This is a genomic window from Azospirillum sp. ST 5-10 (assembly GCF_051225715.1).
In the GTDB taxonomy this organism is placed as follows: Bacteria; Pseudomonadota; Alphaproteobacteria; order Azospirillales; family Azospirillaceae; genus Azospirillum.
On the sequence record NZ_JBPJSP010000007.1, the window covers coordinates 70905 to 96969 of the forward strand.

Sequence of the window (26065 nt, forward strand, 5' to 3'; positions counted from 1 at the left end):
CCGTGCTCCTTCGTCAGCGGATCGTCGGCGCCGGGGCGAACGCGTTGTCCACCAGCGGCTTGGCGTCGGTCTGCGGGACGTGGCACTGGGTGCAGAACCAGCGGGTGCCGGCCACGGTGTCGAGGCGGTTGCCCTCGCGGTCGACGTAGTGGGTCTCGCTGATCTGCGGCGCCATCATGCGCTTGGCCGTCGACCAGTCGTGGCAGGTCATGCACTGGTTGACGTTGCGGTCGATCTGGTACTTCTCGACGCGGTGCGGGATCAGCGGCGGCTGCTGGCGGAAGTTGCGGCTGTAGGCGCCGCCCTCCTGGTACTTGAAGACGGTGATGGCCGGCGCCTGGTCGGTGGCCGGCACCTCGACCGCGCCGCGCAGCGATTGCACCTCGTCGGCCAGCGCACCGGCCGGCAGGGCCCCGGAGGTCAGGGCGATGGCGGACACCAGCGCCAGTCCGGCCGCCGCGGCGATGAACGTCATGGGGGTTTTCACGTGGGATCTCCTTGGCGAAGGGGCTGCGCGCCGGCCGCCGGCCCATGGGGAAGGCGCAGGGCGAGGGCGAACACGTCGTGCGGGCAGACGTCGGCGCAGCGCCCGCACGCGGTGCAGTCGGGGGACAGGATGACGCCGCCGCCGGGCCCGTCGAGGGCGGGGTTGAGGGCGGGGGCGATGACGTGGGGCTCGGGGCAGACCTGGAAGCAGTCCATGCAGTGGTCGCAGGCGGCGCGGCGCGGCGCCGCCACCGCCAGCCGGCCGAAGCGGCCGAGCTGCCCGTAGAAGGCGCCGACCGGGCACAGGTGGCCGCACCAGCCGCGGGGTGCCACGGCGAGGTCGAACAGGAAGATGGCCGCCACCACCGCCCAGGCGAGCCCGCCGGCGAACAGCGTGCCGAACACCAGCGCCCGGTGCAGCAGGGTGACGGGGTTGACCGCCTCCCACGCCACCACGCCGGTCACCGCGCTCGCCAGCAGCACCGCCGCCAGGAGGTGGAGGCGCAGGCGGCGGTTCAGCGCCGTGCCCTCCTTGAGGCCGAGGCGGCGGCGCAGCGCCGCCGCGGCGTCGGTGACGAGGTTGACCGGGCACACCCAGGAGCAGTAGAGGCGGCCGCGCAGCAGCGCGTAGGCGCCCAGCACCAGGGCGGCGCCGAGCAGCGCCGTCGCCTCCGGCGCGTGGCCGGCGAGCAGCGCCTGCAGCAGGATCAGCGGATCGGTCAGCGGCAGGACGTCCAGGGTCTCGCTCGACGCCAGCGTGCCGCGGGTGATCCAGACGCCGGCCAGCGGCCCGCTGAGGAACAGGGCGAGGAAGGCGAGCTGGGCGGAGCGGCGCAGGAGCAGCCAGCGGTGCGCCCGCAGCCAGCCCTTGGCGGCGATGGCGGCCGGTCCCGGCCGCCGTTTGGACGGGGCGCTCATGGCCGGAACTCCCCGTTCAGCGCCGGCGGGGTGTAGCCGCGGTCGGGCAGGTCGATGATGCCGTCGACCAGGGACTTGCCCTGGCGCTGCTGCTCCTCCCAGCCGAGGCGGTAGTGCTCGCCGATGCGGCCGCGCGCCAGCGCGCTCGGCAGCACCTTGATGGCGGCCTCCTCCAGCACGCACGACGCCTCGCACTTGCCGCAGCCGGTGCAGACGTCGGTGTGCACCACCGGGATGAGATAGGCGTGGCGGCCGGTGCGCTCGTTGTGGCGCAGCTCGAGCGTGATCGCCTTGTCGATCAGCGGGCAGACGCGGTAGCAGACGTCGCAGCGCAGGCCGAGCGCGTTGAGGCAGGTCTCGTGCCCCACCAGCACGGCGCTGCCCATGCGGGCGTCGTCGATGTCCGTCAGCGCGTGGTCCAGCGCTCCGGTGGGGCAGGCGGCGACGCAGGGGATGTCCTCGCACATCTCGCACGGCACGTCGCGGGCCACGAAGTAGGGCGTGCCCGCGGCCGCCTCGTCGGCGAGCTCGGCCAGCCGCAGGGTGTCGTACGGGCAGTCGCGCACGCACAGGCCGCAGCGCACGCACGCTGCCAGGAAGTCGGCCTCGGCCAGGGCACCGGGCGGCCGCAGGGCGGTCGCCGCCAGGCTGCGGGCCGGGGCGGCGACCCGGCCCAGCAGCAGCGCCAGGCATCCGGTGCCGCACGCGGCCGCCACCGCCCCGGCGAGGACGCGCCGGCGGTCGGGGGCGGGCTTGTCGTGGCTTGCGCTCATGGGGGAGCACTCCGGCTGACAAGGGGGCGCGGTCGCGTCGATCCCCCCTCCCGACCTCCCCCCACTTCGCTCTCGCGCAAACCGGAGGTTTGCGCTGACGCGTCAGGCGGACCTTTGGTCCGCCGAGAGCGGGGGGAGGAGAAAGCCCTCCCCCGCGTCAGTGGGGGAGGGTTGGGTGGGGGGCCGGTGCGGCCACGCCGCCTCACACCTGTTCGGTCTTCTCGACCTTGCAGGCGCACTTCTTGAAGTCCGTCTCCTTGGAGATCGGGCAGGTGGCGTCGAGGGTCAGCTTGTTGACGAGCTGGCTCTCGTCGAAGAAGGGGATGAACACCACGCCCTTGGGCGGCTTGTTGCGCCCCTGCGTCTCGACGCGGGTGGTCACCACGCCGCGCCGGGTCGACAGCTTCACCACCATGCCGCGGCGCAGGTTGCGGGCCGCCGCGTCGTCGGGGTGCATGAACACCACGGCGTTGGGGAAGGCGCGGTGCAGCTCCGGCACGCGCCGGGTCATCGAGCCGGTGTGCCAGTGCTCGAGCACGCGCCCCGTGACCAGCCACAGGTCGAACTCCTGGTCCGGGCTCTCGGCCGCCGGCTGGTAGGGCAGGGCGAAGACGTTGGCGCGGCCGTCCTTGTGGCCGTAGAAGCGCACGCCCTCGCCGGGCTTGACGTAGGGGTCGTAGCCCTCGCGGAAGCGCCACAGCGTCTCCTTGGCGTCGACCACCGGCCAGCGCAGGCCGCGCGCCTTGTGGTAGAGCTCGAAGTCGGCGAGGTCGTGGCCGTGACCGCGGCCGAAGGCGGCGTACTCCTCGAACAGACCCTTCTGCACGTAGAAGCCGAAGGCGTGGGACTCGTCGTTGTCGAAGCCGGGCTGCAGCTCGTCGAGGCCGTACCTGTCGACGCTGCCGTTGGCGTAGAGCACCTCGAACAGGGTCTTGCCGCGCAGTTCCGGCGTCTTGGCGAGCAGCTCCTCGGGCCACACCTCCTCGACGGTGAAGCGCTTGGAGAACTCCATCATCTGCCACAGGTCGGAGCGCGCCTCGCCCGGCGCCTTGACCTGCTGGCGCCAGAACTGGGTGCGCCGCTCGGCGTTGCCGTAGGCGCCCTCCTTCTCCATCCACATGGCGGTCGGCAGGATCAGGTCGGCCGACAGCGCCGACACCGTGGGGTAGGCGTCGGACACCACCACGAAGTTCCGCGGGTCGCGCCAGCCCGGATAGATCTCGTCGTTGACGTTGGGCCCGGCCTGCATGTTGTTGGTGCAGAGCGTCCAGTAGCAGTTCAGCTTGCCGTCCTTGAGCATCCGGCTCTGCAGCACGGCGTGGTAGCCGACCTTCTCGGGGATCGTGCCTTCCGGCAACTTCCAGATCCGCTCGGCGATGGCGCGATGCTCGGGGTTGTTCACCACCATGTCGGCCGGCAGGCGGTGGGCGAAGGTGCCGACCTCGCGCGCCGTGCCGCAGGCCGAGGGCTGGCCGGTCAGCGAGAAGGGGCCGCAGCCGGGCTTGGAGATCTTCCCGGTCAGCAGGTGCACGTTGTAGACGAGGTTGTTGGCCCAGGTGCCGCGGGTGTGCTGGTTGAAGCCCATGGTCCAGTAGGACACGACCTTGACGGCCGGGTCGGCGTAGAGCTCGGCCAGCGCCAGCAGCTTGTCCTCGGGCACGCCGGACAGCTTGGCCACTTTCTCCACCGTGTACTCCGCGACGAAGGCCTTGAAGGCGGCGAAGTCGATCGGGGTGGAGGCGTTGGTGTCCTTGGTGTCCTTGGCATCCTTCTCCAGCGGGTGGTCGGGGCGCAGGCCGTAGCCGATGTCGGTCACCCCCTGCTTGAAGTTCAGGTGCTTGGCGACGAACTCCTCGTCGACGCGGCCGGTCTGGATGATGTGGTTGGCGATGAAGTTGAGGATCGCCAGGTCGGTCTGCGGCGCGAAGGTGATGGGGATGTCGGCCAGCTCGTAGGAGCGGTGCTCGAAGGTCGACAGCACCGCCACCGTGCAGCCCTTGTGGGTGAGGCGCCGGTCGGTCAGGCGCGACCACAGGATGGGGTGCATCTCCGCCATGTTGGAGCCCCACAGCACGAAGGCGTCGGCGTGCTCCAGGTCGTCGTAGCAGCCCATCGGCTCGTCGATGCCGAAGGTGCGCATGAAGCCGGCGACCGCCGAGGCCATGCAGTGGCGGGCGTTGGGGTCGAGGTTGTTGGAGCGCAGGCCGGCCTTGTAGAGCTTGGCGGCGGCGTAGCCCTCCCAGATCGTCCACTGGCCGGAGCCGAACATGCCGACGGCGGTCGGGCCGGACGCCTTCAGCGTCTCCTTCCACTTCGCCGCCATGACGTCGAAGGCCTCGTCCCAGGAGACCGGCTCGAACTCCCCGTCCTTGGCGTACCTGCCGTCGCGCTTGCGCAGCAGCGGCCGGGTCAGGCGGTCCTCGCCGTACATGATCTTGGAGAGGAAGTAGCCCTTGATGCAGTTCAGGCCGCGGTTGACGGGGGCGTCGGGGTCGCCCTGGGTGGCGACGATGCGGCCGTCCTTGACGCCGACCAGCACGCCGCAGCCGGTGCCGCAGAAGCGGCAGGCTCCCTTGTCCCAGCGGATGCCGTCGCGCCCGGCGGCGGCCGCCACCTGGGCCGAGACCGGCAGGCCGGCCACCGCGGCGGTGGCGGCGACGGCGTTGGCCTTTACGAAGTCGCGCCTGTTGAGTGTCATGAGGGCATCTCCCCGGACGTCGGTCCGTCCGTCTCGCAGTGGTGGTAGACCAGGGCCGCCGAGGCGACGCCCTCGATCTCGACAAGGGTCTTCAGGGTGAGCGCCGCCGGCGCCTCGTCGGTGTCCTCGACGGTGACGACGAGGCGCCCGTCGCCGCCCTCGCCGTGGATCTCCACGCCGGGCAGTGCCCGCAGGCGGCGGCGGGCGGTGTCGAGGCGGTTCGGATCGGCGTGGACGAGGACGCCGCAGACGTTGTGCCCGCAGCTGGTGTGCCCGGCGGGCGGGCGGACGGCCTCCTCGACGAAGCGGGTCACCCGCATGCGGCCATCTCCTGTGTGGCTGGGGTGGGACGAAGGGCGACGGCGCCGGTCGGACAGGGGCCGACGCAGGCGCCGCAGCCGGTGCAGGCGGCGCCGTCGATGTCGGGCAGCCAGCGCCCGCGCCCCAGCGGGCGGAAGCGGATGGCGCCGGCCGGGCAGTGCTCGCCGCAGACGCGGCACTCCACCGATGCGACGGCGAGGCAGCGCGGGCCGACCGCCGCCGTCAGGCGCCACGGCGCGCCGCCGCCGCGGCGGTCCAGGGCGCCGGTCGGGCAGGCGTCGGCACAGGCGCCGCAGAAGCTGCAGCCGGCGGTGGCGAAATCCAGCGCCGGCCGGCCCGAGGGGTCGCGGCCGACGATCCGCTCCGGGCAGGCGCCGGCGCAGCGCCCGCAGCCGTCGCAGGCGGCGGCGAAGGCGGCCGCACCGGCGAGCGCCCAGGGCGGGCGGACCGCCGCCGGCTCGGCGGTGCGGCGTCCTCGGAACAGATCGGCGCGGCTGAACCCGGCCATGGGACACGTCTCTCCTGTTGGCGGCCCGTCCCCGAGGGGACGAGACCGCGGCGCTCGGCGGCTTGGCGGACGATGGCGTCGGAGGAAGTGTCATGCCGGGGGCCCGGGCCGGCTTGACGCTGGTCAAGCCGGCCGGCGCGACATTTTTACCGCACTGTCCCGCTGGGACATGCCGCCCTCCCGGGGGCGTTTCCCACGGTCGCCGTTGACCCCGCAGGAGAGGCAACTATGCTTAAGCCCCGGTGGGAGCGACACGCAAACGGTGAGGACGGTGAGGGGAGAGGACGGCGACCGTGCCGGCAATTTGTTCGCGCGTTTCCAGGCGATGATCGACACCGTGCCCGACGGCGTGATGGTGATCGACGCCGCGGGGGCGGTGCAGAATTACAACCCGGCATGTGAACGGCTGTTCGGCTGGCGGGCGGAGGAGGTGCTCGGCCGCAACGTGTCGATGCTGATGCCGTCGCCCTACCGCGAGGAGCACGACGGCTACCTCGCGCGCTACCTCGCGACCGGCGAGCGGCGGATCATCGGCATCGGCCGCGAGGTCACCGGCCTGCGCAAGGACGGCTCCACCTTCCCCATGGAGCTGGCGGTGGGCGAGGCCGGGCAGGACGGGCCGCCGGCCTTCATCGGCATCGTCCGCGACCTGACCGAGCGCAAGCGCATCGAGGCCGAGCGGCGCGAACGCGAGGCGCGCCTCACCTCGATCCTCGAGACGGTGCCCGACGCCATCATCGTCATCGACGAGCGCGGCCTCGTCGAATCCTTCAGCCCGGCGGCGGAACGGCTGTTCGGCTACGCCGCCGCCGACATCGCCGGCCAGAACGTCAGCCTGCTGATGCCGTCGCCCTACCGCGAGCAGCACGACGCCTACCTCGCGCGCTACGTCGCCACCGGCGAGCGGCGGATCATCGGCATCGGCCGCGTCGTCTCGGGACGGCGCGCCGACGGCTCGGTCTTCCCCATGGAGCTGGCGGTGGGCGAGGTGCAGATCGGCGGCCGGCGCCTCTACACCGGGTTCGTGCGCGACCTCACCGAACGCCAGGCCACGGAGAAGCGCCTGCAGGAGCTGCAGGCGGAGCTGCTGCACGTCAGCCGGGTCAGCGCCATGGGGCAGATGGCCTCGACCCTGGCGCACGAGCTGAACCAGCCGCTCACCGCCGTCATCAACTACGCCAAGGCGGTCAAGCGCATGCTGGCGACCCTGGAGGGGCCGGCGGTGCCGAAGGTGGCCGACACCATGGACAAGGCGGTGGCCCAGGCGACGCGGGCCGGGCAGATCATCCGCCGCCTGCGCTCCTTCATCGAGAAGGGCCACACCGAGCGCACGGTGGAGCCACTGAACAAGGTGGTGGAGGAGGCGGCCGCCCTGGCCCTGGTCGGCGCCAAGGAGACGGGGATCCGGGTCCACTTCGACTTCCACCCCGTCGACCCGCCGGTGCTGATCGACAAGGTGCAGATCCAGCAGGTGGTGCTCAACCTGGTGCGCAACGCCGCCGAGGCGATGGCCGGGTCGGCGCGGCGCGACCTGCTGATCGCCACCGGGCCGCACGACGGTGCGGCGGACCTGATGGAGGTCGCGGTGTCCGACACCGGGCCCGGCATCGACCCGACGGTGATGACCCAGCTCTTCCAGCCCTTCATCACCACCAAGGAGAAGGGCATGGGGCTGGGGCTGTCGATCTGCCGCTCCATCGTCGAGGCCCACGGCGGCCGGCTGTGGCCGCAGCCGAACCCGGACGGCGGCACGGTGTTCCGTTTCACCGTGCAGTCCGCCGAGATCCCCGACGGCGACAAGGGAGCGGAGCATGACGGCTGATCCGACGGTCTTCGTCATCGACGACGACGACGCGGTGCGCGATTCCCTGCTGGTCCTGCTGGAGAGCGCCGGTTTCGCCGTCGAGGGGTTCGCCTCGCCGGCCGCCTTCCTCGACTCCGATGCGCTGGACCGGCCGGGCTGCCTGGTGACCGACGTGCGCATGCCGGGCATGAGCGGGCTCGACCTCCAGGAGACGCTGGCGCGGCGCGGCGACGCGAAGCCGGTGATCGTCATCACCGGGCACGCCGACGTGCCGCTGGCGGTGCGCGCCATGAAGTCGGGCGCGGTCGACTTCATCGAGAAGCCGTTCGACGAGGACACGCTGATCGCCGGCGTGCGCACGGCGCTGGCCCGTGCCGCCGCCGCGGAGGCGCCGCCGCCCGCCGGCCCCGTGCCGGCGGCCCCGGCCTGCCCGCCGGAGGTGCTGGACCGCTTCGCCAGCCTGACGCCGCGCGAGCACGACGTGCTGCGCGGCATGGTGGCCGGCAAGTCCAACAAGATCATCGCCTACGACCTGTCCATCAGCCCGCGCACCGTGGAGATCCACCGCGCCCGGGTGATGGAGAAGATGCAGGCCGAAAGCCTGCCGCAACTCGTGCGCATGTCGCTGTCCGCCGGCATCGCCCCCGAGGAGGGCTGATCTCGATCAAGAGTGCGGCCGTACGGGGAAACCCGTATTTCTGGCCTGGCGTCCGGGGACTATCTTTCCGTCCGTTCCGGTGACGTCACGCGCCCCGGACCCCCGTAGGCTCTGGAGGCGGTTTTGGACGGCACGGACGAGAAACTCGTCTATCTCATAGACGACGACGAGCCGGTCCGCGATTCGGTCCGCACGCTGCTTGAGACGTGCGACTATCGGGTGCAGGACTACCCCTCGTGCAGCGCCTTCATGGACGGCTTCAAGGATGCCGGCGCGCACAGCCCCAAGCGCTGCCTGCTGCTCGACCTCCACATGCCGGTGATGAGCGGGCTGGAGTTCATGGAGCGTCACGGCGCCGATCTCCACGGCATCCCGGTGATCCTCATCACCGGGCGCAGCGACGCCGCCACCAGCGCGCGGGTGCGCGACGCCGGCGTCGTCACCGTCCTGGAGAAGCCCTTCGAGGACGATGCGCTGCTCGACGCCATCGAGAGCGCGCTGGTGGCCTGACGGGTCATCAGGGCTACTGCGTACGTAATATGACGTCATATACGTAGTCGCCCTTACGTAGTGTTCCGAACTACGCGGAACGGCCAAAACCTCCTAGATTTCGGATCGGGACCAACGAGGCGGAACCCAAGGAGGCGCCGCCGCCGATTGCAGGAGACACCACCATGGCCGCTCATCTCGCCACCCTCGACAGCGCCGTTTCCGCCCGCCCGGCCTTCGTGCCGACGGCGGCCCCGGCCCGCCGCAGCGTGCGGTCGGTCGGCGGCACCGTGGTCTCCTTCCCCGACCCGCGCACCAGCGACCCGCTGGAGGCGATCGCCGAGACGGTGGTGGCCGACCGCGAGACGATGCTGTTCGCCGAGGGCGACAGCGCCGGCGACGTCTACCGCGTGGTCGACGGCATGGTCCGCGTCTACAAGCTGCTGCCCGACGGCCGGCGCCAGGTGGTCGGCTTCCTCCAGGGCGGCGACATGATGGGCCTGACCCTCGGCCCCTGCCAGCTCTACACCGCCGAGACGGTGACCGCCTGCACCCTGCAACGCTTCCCGCGGGCCCGCTTCGAGGCGGTCATGGACGCGCAGCCGGCGCTCGCCCGCCGCCTCAGCGCCCGCATCGCCACCGAACTGGTGGCCGCCCAGGACCACATGGTGCTCTTGGGCCGCAAGACGGCGGTGGAGCGGGTCGCCTCCTTCGTGCTGCGCCTGGCCGAGCGGGCCCAGGCCGACGGCCGCCGGGTGCGCCTGCCGATGAGCCGCTGCGACATCGCCGACTATCTCGGCCTGACCACCGAGACGGTGTCGCGCGCCTTCACCAAGCTGAAGACCAGCGGCACCATCCGCCTGCTGGAAGGCGGCATGGTCGAGGTCGTCGACCGCGGCCGCCTCGCCGAGACCACCGAGAGCGCCTGAGCACCATCCGTTTTTCCCGCTGGCGCCGGCCGCCGGCATCCCCAGATAGGGCGTCGGAGCGGACGACCACGGGGAGCGGCATGGCGCGGGCGACAGTGTTCAAGAAGGGGTCGGCCAGGATGGGGGCGGCCGGCCTTGCCGCCCTGGCGCTGGCGGCCTGCGACGGCAGCCGCGTCGTCGGCGACGAGCCGGACTCCGCCTACAATTTCGGGGAACTGGCCTACGCCGCCGCCGACCGCGATCTGCGGGTGGTGGTGCAGGGCAATCCCTTCGCCGCCACCCCGGCGGAGCTGGCGCAGACCGTGACCACGGTGATGGGCAAGCGCATCGCCGGCATCCGCACCAACCCCACCGTCCAGCCCGATTCCTCGGCGCGGCCCGACTACCGCGTCGTCGTCGTCTTCGAGCCGGTGCAGCCGACCCTGAACGCCCGGCTGTGCGCCATGGGTCCGGTGCCGACCCGGCCGACCGGCGAGACCCTGACCGTCCAGGCCGCCTTCTGCCGCGAGGGGCGGACGCTGACCTCGGCCACCGGCTGGCTCGACGAGCCGCAGGGACCGAACGATCCCCGGCTGCGCCACCTCGTCGGCGACATCACCTCGGCGCTGTTCCCGACCCCGGGGGCGGGGGGGCGGAGCTGAGGGGCGACTGGTTCGGCGTCGACCCTCTGACAAGGATTGCCAATATTCCTCCAGGGACAGGCAAGGGGCGTCCGCCGTGCCGACACGGAACATCAATCTGACGGACACTCTCGACCGCCTCATCGACGAGGAGGTCAGCTCCGGACGCCATCAGAACGCCAGCGAGGTCGTTCGCGCCGGTCTGAGGCTGTTCGAACAGCGCCGGCGCGAAGAAACCCTGCGCCTCCAGGCGCTGCACGCCGCGCTCGACGTGGCGATCGCCGAGGCAGACCGCGGTGATGTTGCGGAGATCGACGGCATCGATCGCTTCGTCGACGATGTGGTTGCGAGCATGGAAGCGGGCGAGGCGCACGATCAGACGGGACCCGGTGCGTAGCCTGCAACGCACCGCCGCCTTCGCACGGGATCAGGAATGCGTCCTGGCGGAACGTGGCGAAGGCTTCGGGCCTCTCGGCCGGCGCCGCTGCGCGGGCCTGCTCAAGCAGGCCCTCAAGGACATCGTAAGCGATCCGAACCGAACCGGGGCCAGGCCTGTGCCTGGCCGCGACGGGGTGTACGCCTACCACATCCGCCACAGCCGCCGTGCGACGCCCGACGACGAGCGCATCCGACGACCGCGGCACGTGGTGTTCTATCGTCTGCTCGGCGGTGGGCGCGTCGTGCAACTGCTCAGACTGCTCCACGAAAGGATGGAGCCGCAGGCTTGGCTTCCGCCTGGGGACGAGGCCTGAGGCACATCGTCGTCGATCGGTGCCGCCGTCACACGTTCGTCGCCGCCCGCCAGGCGAACAGCGCCACGCTCGCGGCGACGGTGGCGTTGAGGGACTCCACCGCGCCGGTGGTCGGCACCGCCAGGCGCAGCGCCGGCAGGCCGGCCGGCACCCCCTGGCCCTCCTCGCCGAGGACCAGGCGCAGGTCGGCGGGCCAGGCGAAGCGGGTGAGATCCGCGCCGCCGCCGTCGAGCGCCACCAGCGGACCGGCGGCATCGTTGAGGGCCGGCCAGCGGGGGCCGCGCAGCAGGGTCAGGGCGAACTGGGCGTTGGCGGCGGCGCGCAGGCACTTGGGATGGAAGGGGTGGGCCGATTCCTCCAGCAGCACCACCCGCCGCACCCCGAAGGCGGCGGCGCTGCGCAGCAGCGCGCCGAGGTTGCTGGGATCGCTCAGGGCGCAGACCAGCTCCAGCCCTTGCGGCGGGCGGGCGAGGTCGGCCGCGGGCATGGCGGGGACGCGGCCCAGCAGCAGCGGGAAGCCCGTTCCGGCGGCGTCGAGGCGGCGGAACAGGGCCGGGGCGAGCTGCACCACCTCCAGGCCGGCCGGCAGCGGCCAGCCCGCCAGCCGCTCCGGCGCGTCGCTCAGCACGGCGGTGAAGCGGTCGGGATGGCGGGCCAGCGCCTCCGGCACCGTCTTCAGGCCGGCCAGCAGGAACTGGCCGTGCTTCTTCAGGCCGCGGCTCTCCAGCAGCGACTCCCACAGCTTGAAGCGCGGGTTCTGCGGGCTTTCGATCAGGAGCGGCGGCCGGGGCATCGTCGGGCGGGCTTCTCGGGGCGGCGGGACGTCGCCCCGTCTTGCCCGACCGCGCCGCTCCTGTCCAGGACCGTCGGCGTGAGCGCCCGAGGCTGATCGCTTGTCGGGCGGGATGCACATGGCTATTGTGCGATCCCCGGACCGTTTACCACCGAAGGTCCGGCCAGTGCTCCGCCAGAGAGAAGCCACCATGTCCAAGCCCCGCACGCTTTTCGACAAGATCTGGGACAGCCACGTCGTCCATCGCCAGGATGACGGCACCTGCATCCTCTACATCGACCGCCACCTCGTCCACGAAGTGACGAGCCCGCAGGCGTTCGAGGGGCTTCGCATGGCCGGCCGCGCGGTGCGCCAGCCGGAGCAGACGCTGGCGGTGCCCGACCACAACGTGCCGACCACCGACCGCTCCAAGGGCATCGACGACGAGGAGAGCCGCATCCAGGTGGCGGCGCTCGACAAGAACGCCCGCGACTTCGGCATCCGCTACTTCCCGATGGACGACGTCCGCCAGGGCATCGTCCACATCGTCGGCCCCGAGCAGGGCTTCACGCTGCCCGGCGCCACCATCGTCTGCGGCGACAGCCACACCGCCACCCACGGCGCCTTCGGCGCGCTGGCCTTCGGCATCGGCACCTCCGAGGTCGAGCACGTGCTGGCCACCCAGACCCTGCTGCAGAAGCCGGCCAAGAACATGCTGGTCCGGGTCGACGGCGCGCTGCCGCCGGGCGTCACCGCCAAGGACATCGTGCTGGCCGTGATCGGCCGCATCGGCACCGCCGGCGGCACCGGCCACGTCATCGAGTTCGCCGGCGACGCGATCCGCGGCCTGACCATGGAAGGCCGCATGACGGTCTGCAACATGGCCATCGAGGGAGGTGCGCGCGCCGGCCTGATCGCCCCGGACGAGACCACCTTCGAGTACCTGAAGGGCCGTCCCCTGGCGCCCAAGGCCGGCACCTGGGAGCAGGCGGTGGCCTACTGGAAGACCCTTCCCTCGGACGAGGGGGCGAGCTACGACACCACGGTCGTGCTGAACGCCGCCGACATCGTCCCGCAGGTCACCTGGGGCACCAGCCCGGAGGACGTGCTGCCGATCACCGCGGTGATCCCCGATCCCGCCGACATCGCCGACGCCGGCAAGCGCGCCGCCGTCCAGCGGTCGCTGGAGTACATGGGGCTGACGCCGGGCCAGGCGCTGAGCGAGGTGAAGGTCGACACGGTCTTCATCGGTTCCTGCACCAACGGCCGGATCGAGGATCTGCGCGCCGCCGCGGCGGTCGCCCGGGGCCGCAAGGTGGCCGAGGGCATCCGCGCCCTGGTCGTTCCCGGCTCCGGCCTGGTCAAGGAGCAGGCGGAGGAGGAGGGCCTGGACAAGGTCTTCACCGAGGCCGGCTTCGAGTGGCGCGAGCCCGGCTGTTCCATGTGCCTGGCGATGAACGCCGACCGGCTGTCGCCGGGCGAGCGCTGTGCCTCCACCTCGAACCGCAACTTCGAGGGACGGCAGGGGCGCGGCGGCCGCACCCACCTCGTCAGCCCGGCGATGGCGGCGGCGGCGGCGGTGACCGGCCATCTCACCGACGTGCGGTCGCTGTAGGGCGGCCCGGGCGCCCCGCTTCCCGGCGGGGCGCCCTTCTTCCCGCGTCATACGAATTCCGCCTGAAGGCGTCATTCGTATGCTCCTCTCGATCAATGCTGTTGCATTGATCTGCCGGGTTTTACGGTTCGCGGATGAGCGAACCGATCATCCGCCAACCGTATCAGTCGCCGCGGCCGGCGCGGGTGCCCAGCAGGCCGTGCGGGCGCAGGATGAGGAACAGGGTCAGCAGGGCGAAGCCGGCGACGTCCTTGTAGGCGAGCGGCCCGTACGCCGACCAGAAGGTCTCGAGCAGGGCCAGCAGCGCCGCGCCGAGCAGGGCGCCGGGGATCGAGCCGATGCCGCCGACCACCGCCGCGGCCAGCGCCTTGAAGCCGATGAGATAGCCGGTGAAGAAGTTGATCCCCCCGTAGTAGAGGGCGATCACGAAGCCGGCCGCCGCGGCGTACGCCCCGCCGACGGCGAAGGTGACCGCCACGGTGCGGTCGATGTCGAGTCCCATCAGGGCGGCGGCGCCGACGTCGTCGGCACAGGCGCGGTGGGCGCGGCCGTACGCCGTGCGCGCCATGGCCCGGCGCAGACCGAGATAGAGCAGCGCCGTGAGGGCGAGGATCACCGCCTGCGAGGTCAGCGCCGTCACCGTGAAGTGGCCGGCCGTCCACAGGTCGTGGCGGGTGGCGAAGACCGGGCGCGGCCACCATTCGCGCGCACCGTGCAGCAGGCGCACGCCCTCCTGCAGGGCGATGGAGAGGCCGATCGCCGCGATCAGCGGCGTGTGCGTGTGCACCCCGCGGACATGGCGGAACACCAGCCGGTCCATGGTCCAGCCGTGGACCGCCGTGAACGCCATCACCAGCACCAGTGCCGCCAGCAGCGCCGCCGGCAAGGTCGCCAGCCCGAGCACGGCGAGCCCGGCCGCCGCCATGGCGGCCAGCATGGCGCCGATCATCGTCAGCTCGCCCATCGCCAGGATGATCTGGCCGAGGATGCCGTAGACCAGGGTGTAGCCGATGGCGAGCAGCCCGTAGACGCAGGCCAAGGTCGCCGCGTTGACGGTCTGCTGGGCGAAGAACGCCGCCGGCGCCCATCGGCTGGGCGGAGCCTCCGGCCGGTCCGCCGCCGCGTCGACGGCCGGGCCGGGCCGCCCGTGCGCCGGCAGCTCGGCCCACAGGCGCAGCATCAGGAAGCGCATGCCGGTCAGCGGTCCGGTGCGGTCGGTCGCCACCCCGGTGACCTCCAGCCGCCCCTGGTCCAGGTAGCGACCGGCGAAGCGGCAGGCGATCCAGTGTTCGCCGCCGCCGGTGGTGTAGCGCAGCCGCAGGGCGTCGTCGACGTAGGCCTCCTCGACGACGCGGACGGCCGCCGGGTCGGCCTCGAAGGCGGGGATGAAGCGGCGGCACGCCTGCGCCTGGTCGCGGTCGACGCCGCACGCGGCGAGTCCCGGCAGGAGGAGCAGCAGCAAGGCGGGAGGCGGACGGGCCAAGGACGGCACTCGGACGGTTGGGGACGCCAGCTTATCAGCGCCCCCGGCCGGTCCGCCAGTTCCCGCCGTCTACTGCAGCTGGACGCCCGGCCCCAGCTCGTCCGGGGTCAGCGACCCGTCACCGTTGCGGTCCAACTGCTGGAAGCGCTGGGTGCGGTGCTGGGCCATGAGCTGCGGATCGACCCCCGAGCGGCCCTGCGGCCCGGCCAGGAACTCCGGCAGGCTGACGGCACCGTTCCCATCGGCGTCCAGCATGGTGAACATCCGGCCCGGACCGGCACCGGCGCCGGCGCCCGGCCCCATGCCGCGGCCCTGGCCCATGCCCGGCTGCGCCTGGGCGGTCTGCCAGCAGCCGCCCGCCCCGTAGCCGCCGGGAGAGCCGCCGCGCGCCGCCGCATCGGTGGCGACGGCGATGCCACCGGCCAGCACGATGGCCGTACCGGCCAGCATGGCGATGCGAAGGATGCGGTTCATGACACACTCCCTTTCGACGTTGGCGTCATGACGCCATTGAACGCCGCTTCGGTAACGGGAGTGTGTCCGGCGGACCGGCCTCGTGTAACGGATGGTAACGGCGGCGGCTCAGGCCGGCGGCGGCACGGGGGCCACGGGCCGGTCGTCGCGCGACGTCACCGCCCAGATCACCGGGAACAGCAGGGCCACGGTGGCGAACGTGCCGAGAGTCAACAGCCGGTCCATCATGGTCGGCCTCCTTCGTCGAAGATCGAAGGCTCCGGTATGATCCGGGCGGGGGCCGGCGGCAATCTCTCCGAAGGTGATTCGCCGTTTGGAGAGGCGCGCCCCCGCCGCGCTCAGTAGCGGGCGGCGACGAAGTAGAGCCCGTCGGGCGGGGCCGTCGGACCCGCCTTGCTGCGGTCGCGGGCCTCCAGCGCCCGGCGCACGTCGTCCGCCGTCCATTTGCCGGCGCCCACCAGCTCCAGGGTGCCGACCATGTTGCGCACCTGATGGTGCAGGAAGGAACGGGCGGCGGCGTGCACGTGGACCTCGTCGCCGGCGCGGACCACCTCCAGCCGGTCGAGCGTCTTCACCGGCGAGCGCGCCTGGCACAGGGAGGCGCGGAAGCTGGAGAAGTCGTGCCGTCCCACCAGGACCCGGGCGGCCGCGTCCATCGCCGCGGCGTCGAGCCGGCGCTGCACGTGCCAGACCCGCCCGGCGTCGACGGTGGGCGGCGGCCGGCGGTTGAGGATGCGGTAGAGATAGCTGCGGCCAAGCGCGCTGAGGCGGGCGTGGAACTCCTCGGCGGCCGGCTCGGCCAGCAGCACCGCCACCGGCCAGGGCCGCAGGTGGAAGTTCAGGGCGTCGCGGATCTTGTCCGGGGTGAAGGGCTTGTCGACGTCGGCATGGACCACCTGGCCGAGGGCGTGCACGCCGGCGTCCGTGCGCCCGCTGCCGTGGACGCGCACGGCCGTCCCGGTCAGGCGCGCGAACGCCTCCTCCAGCGCCTGCTGCACGGACGGGCCGTTGTCCTGCCGCTGCCAGCCGCAGAAGGGGCGCCCGTCGTACTCGACGGTCAGCTTCCAGCGCGCCACGGCGGCCCGCCCAGGACGCTGCCGGGGGACAGCGAGAAGCCGCGCAGGAACGCCGCGCCGTCGACCGCCGCCTTGCCCGGCCGCTGCACCCGGGTCAGCCGCACCGCGCCGCGGCCGCAGGCGACGGTCAGCGCCTCGTCCAGCAGGGTGCCGGGGGCGGCCGGAGCCGCCCCGTCCGCCGCCCCGTCCAGGGGTTCGGCGGCCAGCACCTTGATGCGCTCGCCGGCCGCCTCGAACCAGCAGCCGGGCCACGGCGTCAGCGCGCGCACCTGCCGGTCGATGGCGGCGGCGTCGCCGTTCCAGTCGAGCCGTCCGTCCTCGCGGGTGAGCTTGGCGGCGTAGGTGACGCCTTCCTGCGGCTGCGGGCGGGGCGTCAGGCGTCCGGCGGCGAGCCCGTCCAGGGCGGCGACGATCAGCCGCGCCCCCAGCGCCGCCAGGGCGTCGTGCAGGGTGGCCGCGGTGGTGGTGCCGGTGATGGGCACGGATTCCGCCAGCAGCATCGCCCCGGTGTCGAGGCCGGCGTCCATCTGCATGATGGTGATGCCGGTTTCGCCGTCGCCGGCGAGGATGGCCCGCTGGATCGGGGCGGCGCCCCGCCAGCGCGGCAGCAGCGAACCGTGCACGTTGAGGCAGCCGAGCCGCGGCGCGTCGAGCACCGGCTGCGGCAGGATCAGCCCGTAGGCGGCGACCACCGCGGCGTCGGCGGCGAGCGCCGCGAACTCGGCCTGGGCCTCGGCGTTGCGCAGGGACTTCGGCGTGCGCACGGGAATGCCGTGCGCCTCGGCGAAGCGGTGGACCGGCGACGGCTGCACCTGCTGGCCGCGCCCGGCCGGACGCGGCGGCTGGCTGTAGACGCACACCACCTGGTGCCCCGCGTCGATCAGCGCCCGCAGGCTGGGCACCGCGAAGTCGGGGGTGCCCATGAAGACGAGGCGAAGGGGGGGCATCGGGACGCTCGACTGGGACGGGGGGATCAGGCGGTCGCCTTCTGGCGCTGCTGCTTCTGCAGCTTGCGCATGATCATGTTGCGCTTGAGCAGCGACAGCCGGTCGACGAACAGGGTGCCGTTGAGGTGGTCGATCTCGTGCTGGATGCAGACACCCAGCATGCCGTCGGCCGCCAGCTCCTGGACCTCGTTCCGCTTGTCGAGGTAGCGCACGCGCACGGCCTTGGGCCGCATCACCTCGGCGTACTGGTCGGGGATCGACAGGCAGCCCTCCTCGCAGGGCACGATCTCGTCGGACGACCAGACGATCTCCGGGTTGGCCATCTGCAGCGGGCTGGGCGGCTCGTCGCGCTCGTGGACGTCGACGACGATGACCCGCTCCAGCACGCCGACCTGCGGCGCCGCCAGGCCGATGCCGTTGGCGTCGTACATCGTCTCCAGCATGTCGTCCATCAGCTTGGCGATGCGCGCGTCGACGGCGTCGACCGGCTTCGCCTTCTGCTTCAGGCGCGGGTCGGGGGCGATGAGGATCGGCAGGGTGGCCATGGGGTCCGAACGGGTGCTGTGGAGATTGAAACGAGAAAAATATGCAAGCCACCGCAGTGCGTCAAGGAAGCGACCGCACGCGCTACAGCCGGCGCAGCACGTCCATCCGGCAGGGCTGGTCGAGCACCCAGCGGCCGTCGAGGGGTTCCGCCAGACGGTGGAAGCCCTCCCGCAGCGTGCCCTCATGGGCGGCGAAGGCCGGGCCGCGGGCGGGATCGACGGCGAGCACGTGCGTCTTCAGGGCGGCGAAATCGTCGAAGGCCCGGGGGCGCGAGTAGAAGCGCGTCGCCACCGGCGCGAAGCCGAGGGACGGGGCCAGCGCCACCGTGTGCTGGGCGGCGGCGCGCACCGCCGTCTCGTCGTGCACCGGCAGCAGCAGCTCGAAGAACGGGCCGGCCGGCAGCGGCTCGCCGATGCAGAGATGGCCGCCCGGCACCAGCACCCGGCGCACCTCGGCCAGGGCGTCGCGGTGGACCGCCTCGGGGACGTGGTGCAGGCTGAACAGGAACACCGCGAGGTCGAGGCTGGCGTCGGCAAAGGGCAGGGCCTCGGCCAGCCCCTCGGCGTAGCGCTCGCCGGCCTCCGGCGCGACCGCCCGGGCCGCCGCCAGCTTGCCGGCGGAGATCTCGATGCCCGTCACGTCGGCGCCGCGCGCCGCCAGCTGGCGGACCAGCGCCCCTTTGCCGCAGCCGATGTCGACGGCGCGGCATCCCTTCAGCGCGACGTGCTCGGCGATGAGATCGATGTGGTCGATCACGGGCGGTGCGGCGTTCATGGCGGACGTCTCCTTCGCGGCTCGCCGAACAGTACGCCCGATGCCGGTGGCGGACCAGTGCCGCTGACGCTTCGACAGGTGCGTGAAAGCGCGCTATCAAGGCGCCATCCGATCCCCACCGCCGTCCGCACGCCCGCCATGCCCGAACCGCTTCCCGTCGCCCTTCCCGCCGCGCTCGACGTGCCCACCCTGCTGCTGTGGATGGACCTGATCGGCGTCTTCGTCTTCGGCCTGAGCGGCGGCACCCTGGCGGTGCGCCACCGGCTCGACGTGTTCGGGGTGCTGGTTCTGGCGATGGCGGCGGCGCTCGCCGGCGGCGTGGTGCGCGACGCCATCCTCGGCTCGGTGCCGCCGGCGACCTTCCGCGACGACCGCTATCTCTGGGCGGCCGTCGCGTCGGGCCTGGCGGCCTTCTTCTTCCATCCCGTGGTCAACCGGCTGGGCAAGCCGGTGATGGTGCTGGACGCCCTGGGGCTCGGCCTGTTCGCCGTGGCCGGCTGCCAGAAGGCGCTGCTCTACGGCCTGGCGCCGCTGCCGGCGGCGGTGATCGCGGTGATCACCGGCATCGGCGGCGGCGTGCTGCGCGACGTCCTGGTCAGCGAGATCCCCCGCGTCCTGCGCGAGGAGATCTACGCCTCGGCCGCCCTGCTGGCGGCGCTGGTGGTGATCGCCGGCAGCCGCCTCGACCTGCCCGACCTGCCGGTGGCGGCGGTCGCCGTGGCGGCCGCCTTCCTGCTGCGGGTGGTCAGCGTCCTGCGCAACTGGAGCGCGCCGCGCGCACCCGGCTCGTAAGGCCGGGGGGGCGGGCGCGAACCAAGGACGGGCCGCGCTGTTGACGTCAGACCCTTCCGGGGTCGACGGCGGGCGGCACGTCGGTCGCCGGGCTGGGGACGTCGCCGAGGCCGGGGCCCGGGTTGGCGAGGTCGGGGTTGTCGGTGGCCGGCCGGCGGGTCGGCAGGTCCTCGTTGGGAGGCTGGGCGGGGCGAAGCGGGCGCGGGGTCTGCGGGATCGGCATGGGATCGGTCCTCCTCTGACGTTCGGCAGGGATCCGCTCAACAGACGAATGGGCCTTCGGTCGCCGTTGACCGACCGCGATGAGGGGGTATGCTTTCCGGGACAAGCCGCCGCACACGAAGGGAGGAATCCAATGGCCGGGCACGGCAACGGTGAGGCTGCGCACGCGCTCACCTATTTCCGCGGGGAGTGGCTGGAGGGGAACCCCGCCATCGTCGGCCCCATGGACCACGCCATGTGGCTGGCGTCGACCGTGTTCGACGGCGCGCGGGCCTTCGAGGGGGTGGCGCCCGATCTCGACCTCCACTGCCAGCGGGCGATCCGCTCGGCCCACGCCATGGGGCTGGCGCCGATGGTGACGGCCGGCGAGATCGAGGAGCTGTGCTGGGAGGGCATCCGCCGCTTCCCCCGCGACGCGGCGCTCTACATCCGGCCCATGTTCTACGCCGAGTCCGGGTTCGTGGCCCCCGACCCGGACAGCACCGTGTTCGCGCTCACCCTGCACGAGATGGCGCTGCCGGCGGCGACCGGCTTCACCGCCTGCCTGTCGAGCCGGCGCCGCCCCGCCCCGGGCAGCGCGCCCACCGAGGCGAAGGCGGCCTGCCTCTATCCCAACGCCGGCCTGGCGCTGAAGGAGGCGCGCGAGCGCGGCTTCGACAACGCCATCATGCTCGACCCCATCGGCAACGTGGCGGAGTTCGCCACCGCCAACCTGTTCATCGCGCGCGACGGGGTGGTGTCCACGCCGGTTCCCAACGGCACCTTCCTCAACGGCATCACCCGCCAGCGGGTGATCGGGCTGCTGCGCGACGCCGGCGTGCCGGTTGAGGAGCGCACCCTGTCGTTCCGCGACGTCCTGGACGCCGACGAGGTGTTCTCCACCGGCAACTACGCCAAGGTGGTGCCGGTGACGCGGGTCGAGGACCGCCACGTCCAGCCCGGCCCGATGGCCGCCCGGGCGCGGGCCCTCTATTGGGAGTTCGCCCACCGCTGAGCCCCCGGCGCGGGCGGCGTCACGGCAGCGCCGGCCGGCGATCGGCCAGCCGGCGCGTCGACCGCACGACGACCGGCAGCAGGCGGCAGACCTCCTCGCCGGCCCGTTCCGCCGCCCCGCGGTCGCCGGTCCGCACCGCCACCAGCAGCCGCTCCGCCGCCGCCGACAGGCCGATGGCGCCGACGTTGCCCGCAACGCCCTTGAGGTCGTGGGCCTTGACGCCGACCGTGGCGAGGTCGCCGTCCGCCAGCATCCGCGGCAGCGCCGCCACGAGGGGGGCGTAGGTGTCGGCGAAGATCGCCATCAGCCGCTGCATGAGATCGCGGTCGCCGGCCGTGGTGGCCAGCGCCCGGTCCAGGTCGATCTCCGGAACGCCGGCGTCCGCGGCCTCCGCCGCCTCCGCGGCGGCCGGGCGGCGGGCGTGGCGCGCCACCACCCGCAGCATCGCGGCGACCTCGAACGGCTTGCCGACGTGGTCGTTCATGCCGGCGGCCAGGCAGCGTTCGCGGTCCGCCGCCATGGCGTTGGCGGTCATGGCGATGATCGGCAGCTCGCCGAGCCCCAGGTCGTCGCGGATGGCCCGGGTGGCCTCGTAGCCGTCCATGCCGGGCATCTGGATGTCCATCAGCACGGCGTCGAACGCGGCGGCGGGGGCGGCGAGGCATTGGACGGCCTCGTGGCCGCTGGCGGCGACGGTGACCCGGGCGCCGGCGCTCTCCAGGATGCGGCAGGCGACGACCTGGTTGATGGTGTTGTCCTCGACCAGCAGGAGCGACAGGCCGTCCAGCGCGGCGGCGGACTCCGCGGCCGCCGGCGCCGGCGCCGGGTCCGCGACGCCGCGCACCGCGCAGACGCCGGCGACGGCGTCGAGCAGGACCGACGGCGTCACCGGCTTGGTCAGGATGTCGCGGATCAGCGTGTCGCCGCCGGATTCGCGCCGCACCCGTTCGTACTCGAAGGCGGTGACCACGAGGATCAGGGGGACCTCCTCGGGCCGGCAGTGTTCCCGCAGATGGCGGACGATGTCGCGCCCACCCACCTCGGGCATGCACCAGTCGAGCAGGAGCAGGTCGAACGGCTTGCCGGCCGCCGCCTCGGCGACGGCGGCCAGCGCCTCCCGCCCGGAGCCGGCGACCACGACCGTCCAGCCGAAAGGCGCGATCATCGCCGCCATCACCTCGCGGGCGACCGGGTTGTCGTCGGCGACCAGCACCTTGAGGTTGCGCGGCACGCGGCGGACCGGGTCGGGCGCCTCGGAGGCCGCGGGGCCGCAGGCGAAGGGGACGGTGAAGCGGAAGGTGCTGCCGCGGCCGGGCTCGCTCTCCACCGCGATGGTGCCGCCCATCAGCTCGACCAGGCGCCGGCAGATCGCCAGGCCGAGGCCGGTGCCGCCGAAGCGGCGGCTGGTGGTGCTCTCCGCCTGCGAGAAGGCGTCGAAGATCATCCGCTGGTGCTCGGCCGGGATGCCGATGCCGGTGTCGCGGATGGCGAAGGTCAGCAGGGTGCGGCCGTCCCGGGTCTCCAGCGGCTCGACCGACAGCACCACCTCGCCCCGCTCGGTGAACTTGATGGCGTTGCCGGCCAGGTTGGTCAGCACCTGCTGCAGGCGCAGCGCGTCGCCCACCAGGGACAGCGGCGTGCCCGGCGCGATGCGGAACAGCACCTCGATGTCCTTGCCGCGGGCGTTGACGGCGGTCATCGCCGCCAGCGTCTTCATCAGGTCGTCGAGGCGGAACGACTCCTCGCTCAGCTCCATCCGGCCGGCCTCGATCTTCGAGAAGTCGAGGATGTCGTTGAGGATGGCGAGCAGCGACTGCGCCGACATGCGCGCCTTGCCCACGTAGTCCTTCTGCAGCGGCTGCAGCTCCGTCTGCTCCAGCAGGTAGAAGAAGCCGATGATGGCGTTCATCGGCGTGCGGATCTCGTGGCTCATGTTGGACAGGAAGTCGCTCTTGGCGCGGCTGGCCGCCTCGGCCGCCTGCTTGGCCTGGGCCAGCGCGGCCTCGGCCCGCACCCGCTGCTGCATGTGCTGCTGGAACACCTGGACCGCGCGCGCCATGGCGGCGACCTCGCGCACGCCGCCGCCGGACGGCACCGCGACCGCGTAATCGCCGCCGGCCAGACGGTCCATGGCCCGCTTCAGGGCGAGCAGCGGGCGGGTCAGGGCGTCGGCGGAGAGGACGGAGAAGGCGACGGCGGCGAGGGAGGCCGCCAGCACCACCGCGAGGATGGTGACGCTGGCCGACAGCGAACCGGCGGCCAGCCTGGTCCTGGTCTCGTCGTTGATGGCCAGCGCCGTGCTCCGCAGCGCCTGCAGGCGCGGGGCGAGCTGCGCGCCGGTGGCGCCCAGCGCCGCCTCTTCCCCCCGCGCCGTCCGGTTGGCGGCGACGAACGCGCGGTGGGCGGCGATCAGCCCGGCCTCCCCGAACAGCCCGGCGCGCAGCGCGGCGACGTCCTCGGCCAGGCCGTCGACCGAGGCGGCCTGGTCGCCGCCGCGCAGCCGGGCGACGAGGCGCCGGGTGCGCGCCTCCAGACCGTCCAGCGCGGCGGTCAGCTTCCCGTCGAGGGCGGCGAAGCGCTCGCCGTTGGTTTCCGTCATGTAGCCGGCGACGGCGGCGTCGACCTCGCCGAGGTACTCCAGGCTGCGGTTGGCGTTCTGCAGCGACTGGAACAGCTCGTAGAAGATCGTCCCGATCAGGTCGCCGAGGTCGTCGACCGAGGCGCGACCCGCCTGGATGGTGGTGCGGGTGCCGTCCTCCAGCTCGTTGATGCGGATCTCCAGGCCCTGCACGACGCGGCGGATGCGCCGGCTGACGTCGACCAGCAGCCAGTCGAAGTCCTGCCGCCGGCGGTCGGCGACCTCCTCCTTGCGGTTGCTGTCGGCGCGGCTCGCCAGGGTGGCCCGGGCCTGGGCGAAGAAGGTCCGGGCGAGGCCCGCCGTGTCGTCGACGGCGATCCGCCCGTCGAACGCCGCCGCCAGCGCGGCCATCCGGGCGAGGTGGCGGTCGGAGGCGGCGGCGAGGGCGTCGATCTCGGCGACGGCCGTCGTGTCGCCGGTGGCCCGTTCGCGCAGCGCCAGCGCGACCACCAGCTCGGCGCGAGCGAGGTCGTTGGCCACCCCGCCGCTTTCGTGCAGCAGGGGCGAGGCGAAGTCGGAGAAGGTCCGCGACAGCTCGACCGTGCGGTCCAGCCGGTACCAGCCGAAGCCGCCGACGCCGGCGACCAGCAGCACGCACACGAGAAAGCCGAGGAGCAGCCGGCCGCGAAGCCCGAGCCCGGCCGCGCCCCGGCCCCGATTCGCCTCTGCGTCGCTCATCGTGACGTGTCCTTCATGCCCGGCCGGCGCCACCGCAGGCGCAGGTTGCCATGGGAGCCGGACCGGGCATCCGGTCCGCCGATCGTGCCGACGCGGGGCGGGACGGGCATGGCTGCACGGTCGTCGTCACCGGGCCGCACGCTCGCGCATCCCCTGGACCTGGCCGGCGACGCCGGTTCGGCTCCCATTTCTTCCATCGCTCGGGCCGCTGTCAAGGCCGGCACCCGGAGCGACTCCCGCAGAACCGGGGATCGATTTCGCAAGGACGCGGTGCGACATCGTCGTGCCGCCGCCGCCCGCCCGTGGCACTCTGCGGCCGTCCCTCCCACAGCCGCCGAGGATGCCATGGCCACCACCCCGCCGCGCCCGCCGCTCTACATTTCGGCCCCCATCGCCGCGCTGGTGGAAGGGATCTACCGCGAGGACACCACCGTCGGCCGGGTGCGCGCCAACGGCGACTTCGGCCTGGGCACCTTCAACGACCTGGACGGCGAGATGGTGGTGCTGGACGGCACGGTCTGGCAGCTCCGCGCCGACGGCACGGCGGCCACCGTCGACGACGCCGTGCAGACGCCCTTCGCCTGCGTGACGACCTTCGTCGGCGACACCGCCGAACGCCTCGCCGACCCCATCCCGGCCGACCGGCTGGAGGCGGCGCTGCACCGCCTGCTGCCGACCGACAACCTGGTCTACGCGGTGCGCGTCGAGGGGCGGTTCGACGCCGTGCGGGTGCGCTCGGTGCCGCGCCAGGACAATTACCGGCCGCTGGCCGAGGTGGCGAAGACCCAGACGGTGTTCGAGCACGCCGACCTCGACGGCACCCTGGTCGGCTTCTGGACGCCGGGGTTCCTGAGCTCCCTGCACGTGCCGGGCTTCCATCTCCATTTCCTGTCGGACGACCGCCGCCACGGCGGCCACCTGCTGGCGGCGGCGGCGCGCGACGTCACGGTGCGGCTGCAGCACGCCGCGGCGGTCCGGCTGGAGATGCCGATGACCCTCGATTTCCTGACCATGGAGCGCAGCCGCGACCTCGACGCCGACCTCGCCGCCGTGGAGCGCTGATCCGGCGCCCGGCGGCCTGCGGGCTGGACCGGCGGGGGCGGGGATGCTTCAATCCGCGCCAGTGCGGCGGCGGAGGACGTCATGGCGGAGGCGATGGCAGCGGCGGCGGTGGGAGCGGCGCCGGAGTTCGGCAGCCTGGAGGCGGCCGACGGCGCGGTGATGCGAACCGCCCGGTGGCGTCCGGCCGGCCCGCCGCGGGGCACCGTGGTGCTGCTGACCGGCCGCGCCGAGTTCGTCGAGAAGTACCAGGAAACGGCGGAGACGCTGCTGCGCCGCGGCCTGCAGGTGTTCTCGCTGGACTGGCGCAATCAGGGACTGTCGTCGCGGCCGCTGGCCAACCCGCAGAAGCACCATCTCGACGACTTCGCGGTGCTGCGCGACGACCTCGCCCTGTTCGTCGACCGCGTCGTCCTGCCGCGGGCCGCCGGCCCGCTGCTGCTGATGGCCCATTCCATGGGCGGCATGGCGGCGACGCTCCACCTCGCCGACCGGCCCGACCGCTTCGCCGCCGCGGTCCTGTCGGCGCCGATGTTCGGCATCGCGCTGGGACCCTGGACGGCGCGCCTGGCGCCGCCGCTGGCGGCCGGCGCCTGCGCCGCCGGCTTCGCCACCGCCTACGCGCCGGGGCAGCGCGACTACGATCCCGCCCGCGACGGCGCCTTCACCCCGGACAACCCGATCACCGGCGATCCCGCCCGCTACGCCGTCTTCCACGACGCCTACCGCGCCCGGCCGGAGCTGCGGGTCGGCGGCGTCACCTACGGCTGGCTGCGCGCCGCCTTCCGCGCCGCCGCCGCGGTGCGCACGACCCTGCCGCTCGGGCGGGTGCGCCATCCGGTGCTGCTCCTCAGCGCCCCCGGCGACCGCATCGTCGACGCCGCGGCCCACCCCGCGGTGGCGCGGCGCTTCGGCCGCTGCACCGTGACCCTCTATCCCGAGGCCCGCCACGAGGTGCTGATGGAGCGCGACGCCATCCGCGACCGGGTGTGGCGCGACGTCGACGCGTTCCTCGCCCCCACGCTCGCTTCCTAGGATG

27 protein-coding genes are annotated in these 26065 nt (G+C 72.9%); 12 read left to right on the forward strand and 15 right to left on the reverse strand.

The genetic code is table 11. From position 1 onward, the window contains the following. Positions 1-13: 13 nt before the first annotated feature. The 6 genes from ACSBPG_RS10485 to napF form a co-directional block, all read right to left on the reverse strand. Positions 14-487, reverse strand: a complete 474-nt coding sequence (locus tag ACSBPG_RS10485; protein WP_435537104.1) for a nitrate reductase cytochrome c-type subunit — start codon at positions 485-487, stop codon at positions 14-16. Beyond that, positions 484-1404 (reverse strand): quinol dehydrogenase ferredoxin subunit NapH, encoded by a 921-nt coding sequence (gene napH, locus ACSBPG_RS10490; protein ID WP_435537105.1) that lies wholly within the window; start codon positions 1402-1404, stop codon positions 484-486. Before napH ends, ACSBPG_RS10485 begins: the two co-directional genes overlap by 4 nt. Next, positions 1401-2177, reverse strand: coding sequence for a ferredoxin-type protein NapG (gene napG, locus ACSBPG_RS10495; protein ID WP_435537106.1), 777 nt, complete (start codon positions 2175-2177; stop codon positions 1401-1403). The genes napH and napG overlap by 4 nt, the downstream gene beginning before the upstream one ends. A 202-nt stretch (positions 2178-2379) precedes the next feature. Continuing rightward, positions 2380-4875 carry a nitrate reductase catalytic subunit NapA gene (gene napA, locus ACSBPG_RS10500; protein WP_435537107.1) on the reverse strand — a complete coding sequence of 832 codons (2496 nt, stop codon included), beginning with the start codon at positions 4873-4875 and terminating at the stop codon, positions 2380-2382. Further along, positions 4872-5195 (reverse strand): chaperone NapD, encoded by a 324-nt coding sequence (locus ACSBPG_RS10505; protein WP_435537108.1) that lies wholly within the window; start codon positions 5193-5195, stop codon positions 4872-4874. Before ACSBPG_RS10505 ends, napA begins: the two co-directional genes overlap by 4 nt. Beyond that, the gene (gene napF, locus ACSBPG_RS10510) at positions 5186-5704 is read right to left on the reverse strand and encodes a ferredoxin-type protein NapF (protein ID WP_435537109.1); all 519 of its coding nucleotides are present in this window, start codon (positions 5702-5704) and stop codon (positions 5186-5188) included. The genes ACSBPG_RS10505 and napF overlap by 10 nt, the downstream gene beginning before the upstream one ends. Positions 5705-5975: 271 nt before the next feature. On the opposite strand from napF, the gene ACSBPG_RS10515 reads away from it, so the two are divergent. From ACSBPG_RS10515 to ACSBPG_RS10545, 7 genes are all read left to right on the forward strand, one after another. Beyond that, positions 5976-7526 (forward strand): PAS domain-containing sensor histidine kinase, encoded by a 1551-nt coding sequence (locus ACSBPG_RS10515; RefSeq protein WP_435537110.1) that lies wholly within the window; start codon positions 5976-5978, stop codon positions 7524-7526. Next, positions 7516-8166 carry a response regulator FixJ gene (gene fixJ, locus ACSBPG_RS10520; RefSeq protein ID WP_435537111.1) on the forward strand — a complete coding sequence of 217 codons (651 nt, stop codon included), beginning with the start codon at positions 7516-7518 and terminating at the stop codon, positions 8164-8166. Before ACSBPG_RS10515 ends, fixJ begins: the two co-directional genes overlap by 11 nt. 123 nt (positions 8167-8289) lie before the next feature. Beyond that, entirely contained in the window at positions 8290-8676 is a 387-nt protein-coding gene (locus tag ACSBPG_RS10525; RefSeq protein WP_435537112.1) for a response regulator transcription factor, read from the forward strand. A gap of 164 nt (positions 8677-8840) precedes the next feature. Continuing rightward, entirely contained in the window at positions 8841-9584 is a 744-nt protein-coding gene (locus ACSBPG_RS10530) for a helix-turn-helix domain-containing protein (protein WP_435537113.1), read from the forward strand. Positions 9585-9664: 80 nt separating this feature from the next. Then, the gene (locus ACSBPG_RS10535; protein ID WP_435537114.1) at positions 9665-10225 is read left to right on the forward strand and encodes a hypothetical protein; all 561 of its coding nucleotides are present in this window, start codon (positions 9665-9667) and stop codon (positions 10223-10225) included. 76 nt (positions 10226-10301) lie between these two features. Next, positions 10302-10601 carry a type II toxin-antitoxin system ParD family antitoxin gene (locus tag ACSBPG_RS10540; protein WP_435537115.1) on the forward strand — a complete coding sequence of 100 codons (300 nt, stop codon included), beginning with the start codon at positions 10302-10304 and terminating at the stop codon, positions 10599-10601. Then, positions 10594-10956: a type II toxin-antitoxin system RelE/ParE family toxin gene (locus tag ACSBPG_RS10545; RefSeq protein ID WP_435537116.1), complete on the forward strand. Its 363-nt coding sequence runs from the start codon at positions 10594-10596 to the stop codon at positions 10954-10956. The genes ACSBPG_RS10540 and ACSBPG_RS10545 overlap by 8 nt, the downstream gene beginning before the upstream one ends. A gap of 28 nt (positions 10957-10984) precedes the next feature. Here the strand turns inward: ACSBPG_RS10545 and ACSBPG_RS10550 are convergent, their stop codons facing one another. Then, a complete protein-coding gene (locus tag ACSBPG_RS10550; protein WP_435537117.1) occupies positions 10985-11749 on the reverse strand; it encodes a TrmH family RNA methyltransferase in 765 nt (254 codons plus the stop codon). A 190-nt stretch (positions 11750-11939) separates the two neighbouring features. On the opposite strand from ACSBPG_RS10550, the gene leuC reads away from it, so the two are divergent. Further along, on the forward strand, positions 11940-13343 hold the full coding sequence (gene leuC / locus ACSBPG_RS10555; protein ID WP_435537118.1) for a 3-isopropylmalate dehydratase large subunit: 1404 nt from the start codon (positions 11940-11942) through the stop codon (positions 13341-13343). 163 nt (positions 13344-13506) lie between these two features. Here leuC and ACSBPG_RS10560 read toward each other — a convergent pair whose 3' ends face one another. The 6 genes from ACSBPG_RS10560 to ACSBPG_RS10585 form a co-directional block, all read right to left on the reverse strand. Continuing rightward, complete coding sequence (locus tag ACSBPG_RS10560) at positions 13507-14826, reverse strand: branched-chain amino acid ABC transporter permease (RefSeq protein WP_435537119.1); 1320 nt, start codon at positions 14824-14826, stop codon at positions 13507-13509. A 69-nt stretch (positions 14827-14895) separates the two neighbouring features. After that, complete coding sequence (locus ACSBPG_RS10565) at positions 14896-15300, reverse strand: hypothetical protein (RefSeq protein WP_435537120.1); 405 nt, start codon at positions 15298-15300, stop codon at positions 14896-14898. Between the two features lie 338 nt (positions 15301-15638). Beyond that, positions 15639-16376 carry a tRNA pseudouridine(38-40) synthase TruA gene (gene truA / locus ACSBPG_RS10570; RefSeq protein WP_435537121.1) on the reverse strand — a complete coding sequence of 246 codons (738 nt, stop codon included), beginning with the start codon at positions 16374-16376 and terminating at the stop codon, positions 15639-15641. Beyond that, positions 16358-17323, reverse strand: a complete 966-nt coding sequence (gene fmt / locus ACSBPG_RS10575; RefSeq protein WP_435537122.1) for a methionyl-tRNA formyltransferase — start codon at positions 17321-17323, stop codon at positions 16358-16360. The genes truA and fmt overlap by 19 nt, the downstream gene beginning before the upstream one ends. Before the next feature lie 26 nt (positions 17324-17349). Further along, positions 17350-17868 (reverse strand): peptide deformylase, encoded by a 519-nt coding sequence (def, locus tag ACSBPG_RS10580; protein WP_435537123.1) that lies wholly within the window; start codon positions 17866-17868, stop codon positions 17350-17352. Positions 17869-17950: 82 nt separating this feature from the next. Continuing rightward, complete coding sequence (locus ACSBPG_RS10585; protein WP_435537124.1) at positions 17951-18643, reverse strand: class I SAM-dependent methyltransferase; 693 nt, start codon at positions 18641-18643, stop codon at positions 17951-17953. A gap of 138 nt (positions 18644-18781) precedes the next feature. On the opposite strand from ACSBPG_RS10585, the gene ACSBPG_RS10590 reads away from it, so the two are divergent. After that, a complete protein-coding gene (locus ACSBPG_RS10590; RefSeq protein ID WP_435537125.1) occupies positions 18782-19435 on the forward strand; it encodes a trimeric intracellular cation channel family protein in 654 nt (217 codons plus the stop codon). Positions 19436-19481: 46 nt separating this feature from the next. On the opposite strand, the gene ACSBPG_RS10595 is transcribed toward ACSBPG_RS10590, so the two are convergent. Further along, positions 19482-19658: a hypothetical protein gene (locus ACSBPG_RS10595; RefSeq protein ID WP_435537126.1), complete on the reverse strand. Its 177-nt coding sequence runs from the start codon at positions 19656-19658 to the stop codon at positions 19482-19484. A gap of 132 nt (positions 19659-19790) precedes the next feature. On the opposite strand from ACSBPG_RS10595, the gene ACSBPG_RS10600 reads away from it, so the two are divergent. Continuing rightward, positions 19791-20651 (forward strand): branched-chain amino acid aminotransferase, encoded by an 861-nt coding sequence (locus ACSBPG_RS10600; RefSeq protein ID WP_435537127.1) that lies wholly within the window; start codon positions 19791-19793, stop codon positions 20649-20651. Between the two features lie 19 nt (positions 20652-20670). Here the strand turns inward: ACSBPG_RS10600 and ACSBPG_RS10605 are convergent, their stop codons facing one another. After that, positions 20671-23967: a response regulator gene (locus ACSBPG_RS10605; RefSeq protein ID WP_435537128.1), complete on the reverse strand. Its 3297-nt coding sequence runs from the start codon at positions 23965-23967 to the stop codon at positions 20671-20673. A 345-nt stretch (positions 23968-24312) separates the two neighbouring features. Here ACSBPG_RS10605 and budA point away from each other — a divergent pair, with 345 nt between their 5' ends. Further along, on the forward strand, positions 24313-25029 hold the full coding sequence (budA, locus tag ACSBPG_RS10610; protein ID WP_435537129.1) for an acetolactate decarboxylase: 717 nt from the start codon (positions 24313-24315) through the stop codon (positions 25027-25029). A gap of 81 nt (positions 25030-25110) precedes the next feature. Next, on the forward strand, positions 25111-26061 hold the full coding sequence (locus ACSBPG_RS10615; RefSeq protein WP_435537130.1) for an alpha/beta hydrolase: 951 nt from the start codon (positions 25111-25113) through the stop codon (positions 26059-26061). The last annotated feature ends 4 nt before the right edge of the window (positions 26062-26065 follow it).

Excerpts from the sequence above, each read along its gene's own strand:
- napH (WP_435537105.1), bottom strand. The coding sequence starts at position 1,404 with ATGAGCGCCCCGTCCAAACGGCGGCCGGGACCGGCCGCCATCGCCGCC.
- napG (WP_435537106.1), bottom strand. The coding sequence starts at position 2,177 with ATGAGCGCAAGCCACGACAAGCCCGCCCCCGACCGCCGGCGCGTCCTC.
- napA (WP_435537107.1), bottom strand. The coding sequence starts at position 4,875 with ATGACACTCAACAGGCGCGACTTCGTAAAGGCCAACGCCGTCGCCGCC.
- ACSBPG_RS10505 (WP_435537108.1), bottom strand. The coding sequence starts at position 5,195 with ATGCGGGTGACCCGCTTCGTCGAGGAGGCCGTCCGCCCGCCCGCCGGG.
- napF (WP_435537109.1), bottom strand. The coding sequence starts at position 5,704 with ATGGCCGGGTTCAGCCGCGCCGATCTGTTCCGAGGACGCCGCACCGCC.
- fixJ (WP_435537111.1), top strand. The coding sequence starts at position 7,516 with ATGACGGCTGATCCGACGGTCTTCGTCATCGACGACGACGACGCGGTG.
- ACSBPG_RS10530 (WP_435537113.1), top strand. The coding sequence starts at position 8,841 with ATGGCCGCTCATCTCGCCACCCTCGACAGCGCCGTTTCCGCCCGCCCG.
- ACSBPG_RS10535 (WP_435537114.1), top strand. The coding sequence starts at position 9,665 with ATGGCGCGGGCGACAGTGTTCAAGAAGGGGTCGGCCAGGATGGGGGCG.
- ACSBPG_RS10550 (WP_435537117.1), bottom strand. The coding sequence starts at position 11,749 with ATGCCCCGGCCGCCGCTCCTGATCGAAAGCCCGCAGAACCCGCGCTTC.
- leuC (WP_435537118.1), top strand. The coding sequence starts at position 11,940 with ATGTCCAAGCCCCGCACGCTTTTCGACAAGATCTGGGACAGCCACGTC.
- ACSBPG_RS10565 (WP_435537120.1), bottom strand. The coding sequence starts at position 15,300 with ATGAACCGCATCCTTCGCATCGCCATGCTGGCCGGTACGGCCATCGTG.
- fmt (WP_435537122.1), bottom strand. The coding sequence starts at position 17,323 with ATGCCCCCCCTTCGCCTCGTCTTCATGGGCACCCCCGACTTCGCGGTG.
- def (WP_435537123.1), bottom strand. The coding sequence starts at position 17,868 with ATGGCCACCCTGCCGATCCTCATCGCCCCCGACCCGCGCCTGAAGCAG.
- ACSBPG_RS10585 (WP_435537124.1), bottom strand. The coding sequence starts at position 18,643 with ATGAACGCCGCACCGCCCGTGATCGACCACATCGATCTCATCGCCGAG.
- ACSBPG_RS10590 (WP_435537125.1), top strand. The coding sequence starts at position 18,782 with ATGCCCGAACCGCTTCCCGTCGCCCTTCCCGCCGCGCTCGACGTGCCC.
- ACSBPG_RS10595 (WP_435537126.1), bottom strand. The coding sequence starts at position 19,658 with ATGCCGATCCCGCAGACCCCGCGCCCGCTTCGCCCCGCCCAGCCTCCC.
- ACSBPG_RS10600 (WP_435537127.1), top strand. The coding sequence starts at position 19,791 with ATGGCCGGGCACGGCAACGGTGAGGCTGCGCACGCGCTCACCTATTTC.
- ACSBPG_RS10605 (WP_435537128.1), bottom strand. The coding sequence starts at position 23,967 with ATGAGCGACGCAGAGGCGAATCGGGGCCGGGGCGCGGCCGGGCTCGGG.
- budA (WP_435537129.1), top strand. The coding sequence starts at position 24,313 with ATGGCCACCACCCCGCCGCGCCCGCCGCTCTACATTTCGGCCCCCATC.
- ACSBPG_RS10615 (WP_435537130.1), top strand. The coding sequence starts at position 25,111 with ATGGCGGAGGCGATGGCAGCGGCGGCGGTGGGAGCGGCGCCGGAGTTC.